This window comes from Rhodoferax sp. (assembly GCF_010365055.1).
Classification (GTDB): domain Bacteria; phylum Pseudomonadota; class Gammaproteobacteria; order Burkholderiales; family Burkholderiaceae_C; genus Rhodoferax.
The window spans coordinates 1-8,741 of the sequence record NZ_JAAFHA010000123.1 but is presented as its reverse complement, the minus strand read 5'-3'; the positions used below and the strand labels follow the sequence as shown (position 1 = coordinate 8,741).

Sequence of the window (8,741 nt, the reverse complement as noted above, 5' to 3'; positions counted from 1 at the left end):
TGCCGGCTTTCCCCGCCGGAAGATTCCAGTCGTAACGCTGGAGCACCAAGCCCACGAAACGGCGTGAGCCCATCTCGCGCACGATAGGCAACAAATCGGGAGCTATTGCCGTTCCGCCCGCCTCGAGCCCATGACATGGAGCGCACCGGTCCTGGAAGATGCGCCAGCCGGTGTAGGCCGAACCGGGCGGCCTTGAGAGCCGTGCGATCTCCTGTGTAGCCTGTTTGTTCTCCACTTCGACTGCCACTTCGGCTGCGCACCCAGCCAACAACAGCGCCGACGTGAAGACCGCGCCGTACAAGAGACCGTGGCGGCTCCCTGGCATCCGGTAGAAGGTTGACCTTATTGAAGCCATCGAAAATCTTGCCATTTTGATTACCCATCTTGTTGGCGCCGATGCGTTGATGCCCCAACTGCCAAGCTTGGAGCCACCCAAAGCCCGCCGTCGAACTTCAATGGCAACGACCGGCAACGCACGGCTTATAGAATTCTTGGAGCAATTCTCGGCTTGCCGCTGCAGCTTGGATTGACCAATCGCATAACTGCAGGTCAAAATCCTACGAAACAAATGTGCAGTCAATTTATGACGCCGGGCGTAGCAAAGCACATTCCGGCAAAAATGCCAGTTCCGCTCAAAACCGGGCCCAATGGACAGATGACACACACGACCAATACAGCGACTTCGTCTGATGCAATGGCCGGCGCCATTGGGGGTCAGACGATCTCACGCGCGCAAATGGAGTCGCTCATTGCCGAGTCCGGCAATCCGCTTGCCTTCGAGGACTGCGACTTTGAGGGCGTTGATCTGTCGCGGCTGGACATGCGCGGCTTTGAATTCAGGGACTGCACTTTCATTGACGCGTCCCTGTTCGCCTCGGTCCTGTCGCAAACCACCTGGCTCAGATGCCCTGGGCGGCAAGCCGACTTTGAAGCGGCTGAGTTGGTCGATGCACTGTTTCGGAATTGCGACCTCAACAACACCAAGTGGCGACGCGCCAGGCTGTCGTCCGCATCGTTCAAGGAGTGCAAGCTCACGGGCGCCAATTTCGAAGAAGTAGCGCATCTGGGCCTGTCGTTTGCAGATACGCTGCTCGTAGGCGCCGACTTGCGCAAGATGTCCTTTCGGAAGATGCAGCTTCAACAACTTGATTTTTCGGAGGCAGATCTGTCGGGATGCGACTTTCGGGAGGCGGTCTTCTTGGGAGGAGGTTTGCGCAATGCCCATCTGAAGCTGACACGTTTTGATGGCGCTGACCTGCGCGAGGCCGACATTGGTGGGCTGAAGCTTGTTGATGCGAAACTGTTCAAAGGCGCCACTATCTCGCTGAATCAGGCCGCGGAGCTACTGGGGGAACTTGGAATCACGGTGGCTTGAGATTTCTTTGCAGTATCGGTGTCACTTTTGGCTGATGTGGATGGGTCGGCCATATTCACCAACGAAGTTAGTCTCAGCCCAATCAACTTGGAAGGCAAATGATATGAAAACAGAAGATTTGATACTGGCGGCTCAAGTTCGCGAACTGGCCGCTGAATTGCGACAGCAACACGCGTACAGCACCAAGAAGGAAATGGAAGCAAGACTTCCAAGAGACCAGCACGAGTCGCTCGAAGACTTCATGGAGAAATACAGAGCAGCGCACCCGATAGCAAAATTTGTTCCGGAAGCGATGCAGAAACTGGAGAAAGTCTCGGAGGTCATTCAGTCTTACATCAAGACACATCAAAGTAATTGAAGATTGGCGAACGTTCGAATGTCAATTCAAAATTTTGTGTGAACGGCAGTTAATTTTGACGCGCGGCATGCGCCCGTCAAACCATGGGGTGAATGGCAGACTCGACGAAGTGGCAAATGGTGAAATTTCTCGTCATTTCGTTCCAAAGCATTGGTGTTGACGCGCCCCAAGCCGCTTCACCAAAGGTGTGATGATTGATCAAGAATGTTGATGTAAACGACTAGGAGACTTCTGTGATGAAACACATCGGATTCATCGGCGCATCAGGACTGATGGGCCACGGCATCGCCAAAAATCTACTCGCCAAGGGCTTTGCCGTGTCGCTCACGGTACACCGTAACCCCGAAGGGGTGGCTGACCTATTGGCGCTGGGGGCCCGTCTGGTGGGTTCTGCTGCCGAGCTAGGTGCCTGCGATGCTGTGATATTGTGCGTAACGGGGTCGCCGCAAGTAGAGGCTGTCCTCCTTGGATCGGAGGGGGTGCTGTCGCAGGCCCGTGCGGGACTGATCATTATCGATACGTCCACGAGTGAGCCCGAATCGACACGACGTATAGCCGCCTTATGCGCGCAGCGAGACATCATTCTTGTTGATGCGCCGCTGACGCGCACACCAGTGGAGGCCGAGTTGGGAAAACTTAACACCATGGTCGGAGCCTCGCCCGAGGTGTTTGCGCAGATCAGGGTGCTGTTGTCGGCGTATTGTGAAAACATCTTCCATGTAGGTGGGCCAAGCGCCGGGCACATCATCAAGCTGCTCAACAACTTTGTGGCACAGGCCATCGCCACTGCTACTGCCGAAGCTTTTGCGGTGGGCGCAAAAGCCGGCGTGGATGTCTCACAGTTGGTGAATGTCGTGTCGGCCGGCGCCGTGAATTCCGGAATTTTTCAGGCCATGGCCAAAACCCTTAACGGCGACTTCACTGGTCTCAAGTTCGAACTGGACAACGCGCGCAAGGATCTACGTTACTACACGCACCTGGCAGAGATGGTGAACGTGCCGTCGTTTATGGGTGAAGCGGTTCACCAGAGCTTGGCCACGGCATCGGCGCTGGGTTACGGCAAGCAGTTTGTGCCGGCCCTGATAAGTGCGCAGGAAAAATTGACTGGCGCGCAGATTGCTCCCTTGCCGACACCTGTGAAGTAGATGCCGGGCAGATCGTGAGTTCAGGGGTTTTTCGCAGAAAATCGGCCGACCCGTCCAGGGGCGCCCCCTGCGAAAAACAGGCTATCTGCAGCCCCCGCGCGGCGCAGCCCGGGTGTTCAGGTACACGGAATAGAGGGACGTGGTGCCACAAATGAACAACCGATTGAGCTTGGGCCCGCCGAAACACACGTTGGACACGGCTTCTGGGATCAGGATCTTCCCCAGCAACGTGCCGTCGCTCGAATGGCAGTGCACACCGTCACCTGCCGATAGCCACAGGTTGCCATGAACGTCGACGCGGAACCCGTCGTACAGGCCGACTGCACAGATGGTGAATACCTCACCGCCGGAGATTGATGCACCGTCGTCCGAAACCTTGAAGCGTCGCACGTGGTGGGGTCCATTCGCCAGGTGCGTGGCGCCGGTGTCTGCAATGTATAAGAATGACTCGTCAGGAGAAAACGCGAGCCCATTGGGCTGCACGAAGTCGCCAGCGACGAGCGTAACGTGTCCGCTCACTGAATCAAGGCGATAGACATTGCAGGCACCGATCTCACTGGTGCTTGCGTCCCCTTCGTAGTCGGAATCAATCCCATAGCTCGGGTCCGTGAACCAGACACTACCGTCTGACTTCACGATCACGTCGTTGGGGGAGTTAAAGCGTTTGCCCTCAAAACTATCGGCAAGCGCAATGCGTCTGCCATCATGCTCGGTACGCGAAACGCAGCGCCCGCGGTGTTCGCACGATACCAGGCGGCCCTCAAGATCAACGGTATGACCGTTGCTGTTCATCGCGGGCTGCCGGAATACAGAAACCGAACCGTCGGTCTCGTCCCAGCGCATCATGCGATCGTTCGGAATGTCTGACCACACCAGATAGCGGCCTGCAGCAAACCAGGCCGGTCCCTCGGCCCATCGACAACCGCTGTACAGTTTCTCAACATGTACATTGGGAAACGCCAATTTTTTGAAGCGTTCGTCTATCAATTCGAAACCAGTACTTAGCCAGGCGCCCATAAAATTCCCCGTGAATCCAGATTCGTTTTACTCGGTCATCCGCCGTCCGCGTCCATAGATCAGCAGCATCACAATGATGATGCCGCCATAAATAACTTGTCGAACCATGTCAGGTATTTGAATCACTGACAAAATCGACTGCAGAAGCGTGATCAGGATCACGCCAACCACCGTACCGAGGTACGAACCGCGACCACCCAGGATATTGGTGCCGCCCAACACCACTGCGGTGATCGCTGGCAGCAGGTAGGCCTCACCCATGGCTTGATAGGCTTTGGTCGAGTATCCGGTCAGCAGCACGCCAACCGCTGCTGAACAAGCGCCAGCTATTACAAAGCAAAGCAGGGTGACGCGTCGGGTATCGACACCGGACAGGTAGGCCGCGCGCTCGCGGTTACCCACGGCATAGATGGCGCGACCCATCATCGTGCGATGTAGCAGAAACACGGTCGCGGAGCCGATCACGATCCACACCAGCAGCGCATTCGGAATTCCAAGGAAGGAGCGACCGGTGGCGATCAGATGCATCGCCGGGGTCGCGCGATCTTGTGGCGCAAAGCCGCCAGTGCGAACCACCACCAGACCCTGCGCTACCGCATTGACGCCGAGTGTGAAAATCATTGACGGCACTCTCAAGTAGGCCACACCAATGCCGTTGACAAGACCAAACAGTGCACCGCAGGCAATACCGAACGGGATGGCGAAATTCGCGCCGGCACCGCCCCACCAGCCAGCGGCAGCGGCAGACATCACGCCGCCAACGGTGACGACCCATGGCACTGAAAGATCAATTCCACCCAGCAGGATCACCAGCATGGCACCAGTGGCGACCACGCCGAGAAAAGACGCAATTTGCAGTTGCAGCAGCAGGTAGTCGGCCGACAGAAAGTTGCTCGAATACAAACTCCCCAGCAGCAGCAACCCTACGGAACACAGCGCGGCGGCCGCCACGGGCATCTGGCCCGATTTGCGAAGTCGAACGATAAGGTTGCTCATTTGCAGGCCAGTCACTTGAACATATCGAGGCGATTGCGCAGCTTGAGCAATTGAAGCGAGCCCAGACTAACAGCCACCAGCAGAATGACGCCCTGGAACAAAGGTTGCCAAAGCGGGTCCAGATCGAACACGAACAACAGGTCACCAATCGTACGCAAAACAAAGGCGCCAAATATCGACCCAATCGCGCTTCCCGCTCCGCCAGCAAGCGATGTGCCACCGATCACCACTGCGGCAATCGAGTTCAACGTGTAGGTGCCGCCGAGCGCCATCGAGGCTTCGCCAGAGTAGGTAATAAAGGTCAGAAACAGTCCGCCAAGCGCAGCTAAGAGCCCCGAGAGTGTGTAGGCGACGACCTTGGTCCGGTTGATGGGGACACCCGACATGTAGGCCGCGCCTTCTGCCGAGCCGATTGCCAGTGCCGCACGGCCAATCGTCGAGCGCCGGTAAGGCATCCAGACAAGGACTACGATCGCCAGCAGTACCAACAGCGACGACGGAATTCCTCCGAGTTGTGCTCCCGTCAACAGATCGGCAAGGTCCTCCTGAACGCCGCCGCCCGGCACCGGTCGCAGGGCGAGTGCAAAGCCGAAATAGATGGTGCCAGTCGCCATGGTGGTGATGATCGGCTGCAGACGGCCATAGACGATGATCAAACCATTGATCAGGCCGCACAGGGTACCCACAGCCAGCACCACCACGATGCCCAGCGCCGCCTGCGCCGGGGTGCCGACCACCAGATGCGAAGCCAGACAATTGGCCAGCACAAACACCATGCCCACCGACAAATCGATCCCGGCGGTCAACACCGGCAGCGTCTGCGCCATCGCCACGATGGCCAGCAGCACGCCCTTGTTGGCGGCCGTGGTGATCACTGGCACGGTCCATCCGGTCTGGTATTTCGCGATGAAGAGCGCGAAGATCGCGACAAACATGGCGGCTGCGGCGAAAGCCCCGCGATGCTCGCGAAAACTGAAGCGGAATTCTTCGAGGTTCATAAATGCAGGCCCATTTTTCACCGACTTACGCCGGGGCATCGATGTTGAGAGCGCTGGCCACCAGCGCGTGTTCGGTCATTTCGTCGCCTTGTAGCCAGCGCACGATGCGGCCGTCGAAAAACACGGCCACGCGGTCGCAACAGCCAATCAGCTCGGCGTAATCGGTGGAATACAACAGCACTGCGACGCCTTCATCAGCCAACTTGCGCAGCAACAGGTAAATCTCCTGCTTGGTGCCGACGTCGATACCTCGGGTCGGATCATTAAGCAGAATGACCCGTGGTGCGTTGAGCAACCACTTGGCTATCACTACTTTTTGCTGATTACCGCCTGATAAAGTGCCAACCGCTTCATCGACATCAGGCGCCTTGATTTTCAACTGGGCGACCATCTCTGAAGTCGCTCGCGCCTCGTCCGAAAAGCTGATCACGCCGGCATGACTTAAGTGATCCAGTGCTGCGAAAGTCAGGTTATCCCGCACGCTCATGGGCAGCATCAACCCGTCGGTCTTGCGGTCCTCTGGGACCAGGGCGATACCGATGTCAGGTTGCTTGGCCGCTTTGGGGCTGTCCACCGAGATGGTCTTGCCGTCGATCTGAATCTGCCCCGATACCCCGCGCAACACGCCAAACAGTGCAAGAAAGAATTCGCGCTGGCCCTGGCCGTCCAGGCCCCCGAGACCCACGATCTCGCCGGCACGCACCGACAAGTCGATGTCGTGCAGACGCCCGCTCCAACTAAGGTGCTTGACGTCCAGCGTTGGCGGCTTTCCGTCGTCGACTTTTTGCCCGGTACCGTCGGCGGCGCCACGCGAAGCTGGCTTGGGCGGGTAGGCGTGGCTGACTTCCCGTCCAATCATCATTTCGACGATTTCATCAGGGGTTTTGGTGCCCGCCGTGAAGGTGGAGACATGGCGGCCATTGCGATAGACCGAGCAATCGTCAGCCAGTTCCTCAATCTCGGACATACGGTGTGAGATGTAGACAATAGCGAGTCCATCGTCGCGCAAGCGCTTGAGCAAGGTGAAAACCCGCTGCACATCTGCCGCCGTCAACGCCGAGGTCGCCTCGTCAAGAATCATGATCTTTGGTTGACGCGCCACCGCCTTGGCGATTTCAACCATCTGCCGCCGTGACAACGGCAAGTCACGAACCAGGGCCAGGGGATGAACGTCTTCACAGCCTACCTGCGCCAGGGCCTGCTCTGCCAAACGCCGTTGCGCCCGCTGGTCGATCAGGCCGAATTTTCGGGGGGGATTGGTGATGCCGATATTGTCCGCAACGCTGAGATCCGGCATCAGCGACAGTTCCTGGAACACGCTGACGATTCCCGCGCGGCTCGCCGATGCCGGTCCATCAAGCACAATGGATTTACCGTCAAGTTCTATGAGTCCGGCGTCGGGTATGACGACCCCGGACATCACTTTGATCAAGGTGGACTTGCCAGCGCCGTTCTCACCGAGAACGGCGTGGATCCGCCCCCGCCCGCATTCAAGGCGCGCATCCTCAAGCGCCCGAACCCCACTGTAGCGCTTTGACACGCCCTGTATGCGGAATAACGGAATCATGTTACTGATTGGCCTCCGACTTGCCCATGATTTCCTCAGCGGTGAAACCGATTTTGCAGGCATCGAAAGAGTTACCGACAAAGAAGTTGTCCGCCAACTCCGGATAGAAGTCCGTGCCCTTCTTCAAATTGGGGTACTCGACCAGGGACTTGGGCAACGAGATGGCCTGGGGAACCTTTCCGCCCTTCAGCGCAGCAATCGCCGCCTTCATGGCCACTGCCACCTGGGCGGGACCGGTGCCGGCCGAGGAGCAATGCAGGCCCTGCGCCGCGTACTGATCGCACAATTTTCGGAAACCGTTCTCGGTCTCGCCGGAGACAGGGATCATCGGGTGCTTCGCGTCGAGCATCGCACGGACTACACCGGCCGAGCCACCCTGCGTGTAAATGCCAGCAAACTTCTTGTGAACGGCGATGGCATCGGCTGTAGCTTTCTGGCCTGTGCCGTCATCCCATTTGCCAACCACTTCTACCACCTCGAATTTCTTGCCCGATTTGTTCAGAACTTCGCGGAAGCCCTCGTGACGATCACGGTCGACCGAGTTCCCGGTAACACCGCGGACCTCGAGAATCTTGCCGCCGTCGGCCTTGATTTCCTTGAGCAGCCACTGGGCGGCGACACGGCCGAGATCAACCTGGTCAACGTTCACGATCACGTTGTCTGGCGACTCAATGACGTTGTCGAAGGACACCAGGACAACACCGGCGGCTTTGGCCTTCTTTACCACCGGCGTGAAGGCGGCCGGATTGAGCGCATTGACGATCACCGCATCGTAGCCCGAATCAATGAAGTTGTTCGCGGCGGCAATCTGCGCCGGGAGGTCTTCGCCGGTCGATACGACCTTGAATTCCTTTAGGTCTGCTTTTACGCCCGGCTGTTCGGCGTATGCCTTGGCCGTCTTGATCATCTGAATGCGCCAGGTGTTGCCGACAAAGCCATTGGCCAAAGCAATGCGATAGGGACCTTTTTTGGCCTCCCATTGCATGTATTGGGTCTTGGCGTCCCAGGGCTTGAAGCAGGCCGGTTCGACGCCAGGACCGCTAACCACTTTGAATGGCGCTGCTAGCGCAAAACCAGCGGCCAGCAGGCCCGCAGCGACGGCGATACGGTTACGGTGCAACATATATTTCCTTTACGAATTAATAAACTGAACTGCAAGTCAAAGGACAGTCAACTCGACAGACCTTAAGGCGAATGGCACTTACTTTGGCTTCCAGTCGTGGCCATGTTTCTTGATTTTCCGACGAGCGATGGCACGCGGAACCTTTAACCACGGGTAAGGTTT

The 8,741-nt window shown here is 57.6% G+C and carries 8 protein-coding genes and 1 pseudogene; 3 read left to right on the top strand and 6 right to left on the bottom strand.

Features of this window, described 5'->3' with window-relative positions:
• A pseudogene (locus tag GZ093_RS18690) lies at nucleotides 1-370 on the bottom strand (hypothetical protein); the annotation flags it as partial.
• 285 nt (nucleotides 371-655) lie between these two features.
• On the opposite strand from GZ093_RS18690, the gene GZ093_RS18685 reads away from it, so the two are divergent.
• From GZ093_RS18685 to GZ093_RS18675, 3 genes are all read left to right on the top strand, one after another.
• A complete protein-coding gene (locus tag GZ093_RS18685; RefSeq protein WP_296488970.1) occupies nucleotides 656-1,375 on the top strand; it encodes a pentapeptide repeat-containing protein in 720 nt (239 codons plus the stop codon).
• 103 nt (nucleotides 1,376-1,478) lie between these two features.
• Entirely contained in the window at nucleotides 1,479-1,733 is a 255-nt protein-coding gene (locus GZ093_RS18680) for a hypothetical protein (protein ID WP_296488968.1), read from the top strand.
• 236 nt (nucleotides 1,734-1,969) lie between these two features.
• The gene (locus GZ093_RS18675; RefSeq protein ID WP_296488966.1) at nucleotides 1,970-2,878 is read left to right on the top strand and encodes an NAD(P)-dependent oxidoreductase; all 909 of its coding nucleotides are present in this window, start codon (nucleotides 1,970-1,972) and stop codon (nucleotides 2,876-2,878) included.
• Between the two features lie 81 nt (nucleotides 2,879-2,959).
• Here the strand turns inward: GZ093_RS18675 and GZ093_RS18670 are convergent, their stop codons facing one another.
• Genes GZ093_RS18670 through GZ093_RS18650 form a run of 5 tightly spaced genes read right to left on the bottom strand, consistent with a single transcriptional unit; the run spans nucleotide 2,960 to nucleotide 8,441 of the window.
• Complete coding sequence (locus GZ093_RS18670) at nucleotides 2,960-3,895, bottom strand: SMP-30/gluconolactonase/LRE family protein (protein WP_296488963.1); 936 nt, start codon at nucleotides 3,893-3,895, stop codon at nucleotides 2,960-2,962.
• A gap of 27 nt (nucleotides 3,896-3,922) precedes the next feature.
• Complete coding sequence (locus GZ093_RS18665) at nucleotides 3,923-4,891, bottom strand: ABC transporter permease (protein WP_363261099.1); 969 nt, start codon at nucleotides 4,889-4,891, stop codon at nucleotides 3,923-3,925.
• Between the two features lie 11 nt (nucleotides 4,892-4,902).
• A complete protein-coding gene (locus tag GZ093_RS18660) occupies nucleotides 4,903-5,889 on the bottom strand; it encodes an ABC transporter permease (RefSeq protein ID WP_296488962.1) in 987 nt (328 codons plus the stop codon).
• Between the two features lie 25 nt (nucleotides 5,890-5,914).
• Nucleotides 5,915-7,456, bottom strand: a complete 1,542-nt coding sequence (locus GZ093_RS18655) for a sugar ABC transporter ATP-binding protein (RefSeq protein WP_296488960.1) — start codon at nucleotides 7,454-7,456, stop codon at nucleotides 5,915-5,917.
• Nucleotide 7,457: 1 nt separating this feature from the next.
• Entirely contained in the window at nucleotides 7,458-8,441 is a 984-nt protein-coding gene (locus GZ093_RS18650; protein ID WP_296488958.1) for a sugar ABC transporter substrate-binding protein, read from the bottom strand.
• Between the last annotated feature and the right edge of the window lie 300 nt (nucleotides 8,442-8,741).

Coding starts and splice junctions, on each gene's coding strand:
- GZ093_RS18685 (WP_296488970.1), top strand. CDS start 656: ATGACACACACGACCAATACAGCGACTTCGTCTGATGCAATGGCCGGC.
- GZ093_RS18680 (WP_296488968.1), top strand. CDS start 1,479: ATGAAAACAGAAGATTTGATACTGGCGGCTCAAGTTCGCGAACTGGCC.
- GZ093_RS18675 (WP_296488966.1), top strand. CDS start 1,970: ATGAAACACATCGGATTCATCGGCGCATCAGGACTGATGGGCCACGGC.
- GZ093_RS18670 (WP_296488963.1), bottom strand. CDS start 3,895: ATGGGCGCCTGGCTAAGTACTGGTTTCGAATTGATAGACGAACGCTTC.
- GZ093_RS18665 (WP_363261099.1), bottom strand. CDS start 4,891: ATGAGCAACCTTATCGTTCGACTTCGCAAATCGGGCCAGATGCCCGTG.
- GZ093_RS18660 (WP_296488962.1), bottom strand. CDS start 5,889: ATGAACCTCGAAGAATTCCGCTTCAGTTTTCGCGAGCATCGCGGGGCT.
- GZ093_RS18655 (WP_296488960.1), bottom strand. CDS start 7,456: ATGATTCCGTTATTCCGCATACAGGGCGTGTCAAAGCGCTACAGTGGG.
- GZ093_RS18650 (WP_296488958.1), bottom strand. CDS start 8,441: ATGCAATGGGAGGCCAAAAAAGGTCCCTATCGCATTGCTTTGGCCAAT.